This is a genomic window from Salinivibrio sp. ML290 (genome assembly GCF_001995695.1).
GTDB lineage: Bacteria > Pseudomonadota > Gammaproteobacteria > Enterobacterales > Vibrionaceae > Salinivibrio > Salinivibrio siamensis.
In genome coordinates this window covers 1-1,251 of sequence record NZ_MUEY01000032.1, presented here as the reverse complement: position 1 = coordinate 1,251, position 1,251 = coordinate 1, and the positions used below count along the sequence as shown (strand labels likewise).

The window sequence follows — 1,251 nt, the reverse complement described above, 5'->3', positions numbered from 1 at the left end:
GGATATAGTTTTCTGGGAAGACCTAGAAACGGAGGGAGTTACTATACCTAGTTCTATTTGGGAAAATAGGGTATTAAAGAAAGATGTTGTTGGGATCCATGGGACTATATTTTATGGCTTGTATGAAAAAAAAATATTTTACCCAGATTTAACTGATGAAGGTGCTGTCAATCCAAATGGTAGTCGCTTACGAAAAGATGGCGCATATGCAGTAAAAAAATAAATTTATTTTTTGAATTAATTGTAGATTCAGCAATGATGCCATCGATTTTACCTATGATGAACTCTATCGGGTAAGTACCATTAGTGTCGATGGTCGAGTCAATACTCGCTATGAGTATGATAGTTTGGGCCGTGCAATTAAAATCACCGCTCAGGGACAAGAGTTTGCCTACGAGTATCAGGATAATGGTACTTCTGGCTCCGTCATTGGAACGTATCCGAATGGTATCACCCAGACGGTTGAGCTGGATAATCTCGGTGATTTAAGTTCATTGGTGTACCAAAAGTCAGCGGAGCAGTTGGCTAAATTTGGTTATGATTTCGATGTTGCGGGTGATTTGGTTGGATTACAAACTACGGAACCGATGCCAGCCGAGTCAAACTCCTATCGAGCAACGTATAACAACGTTAATCAGATAGCCACGTATAACGGCGTAGCCGATGTTTTTGACTATGACGCTGATGGTAACCTGATTGCTGGTGTTCTGGCTGGCGGGGAGATGTTCTCGGCCAGTTACGATGCCGAAAACCGCCTTACATCAATGCTGTTTACTCAAGACGGTGTGCAGATTGAAGAGCGTTTTACCTACAACTATCGTCACCAGTTAGTTAAATATTCTCGGCTGGAAAATGGCGCGATTGTAGCAGAAAAGAAATTTGTCCGTTTAGGTTTGCTGGAACTGCAAGAGCGCGATGGATCCGATACCGTTGTTGCTGAAAACAGTTGGCGTTTAGATAAGCCGGGTGGTATTGGTGGGTTACTACTACGTACCGCTGGTGAACAAAGCTACACTTACGTAACCAATCATCTTGGCCATGTTACCGGGTCTACGGTAGTGTTCAAAAGTCTGTGTCACTCCTATAGTTAACCCTCAACAGGGAGTGATACATCAATGTCCGACAAATACGAAATTGATATTCAAGCTTTTGCTAAGGCACTGCAATCTGGACAAGACCTCAACGGGAAAGATGGACTGCTAACGCCGTTGATTAAACAGATCACCGAAGCTGCTTTGGCTGCTGAGATGG

At 43.2% G+C, this 1,251-nt stretch carries 1 protein-coding gene and 2 pseudogenes; all 3 read left to right on the top strand.

Annotated elements, in window-relative coordinates:
• Window positions 1–223 (top strand): annotated as a pseudogene (locus BZG23_RS16620) (hypothetical protein); the annotation flags it as partial.
• A gap of 124 nt (window positions 224–347) precedes the next feature.
• Entirely contained in the window at window positions 348–1,091 is a 744-nt protein-coding gene (locus BZG23_RS16305; RefSeq protein ID WP_077607556.1) for an RHS repeat domain-containing protein, read from the top strand.
• Between the two features lie 24 nt (window positions 1,092–1,115).
• Window positions 1,116–1,251 (top strand): annotated as a pseudogene (locus BZG23_RS16980) (IS256 family transposase); the annotation flags it as partial.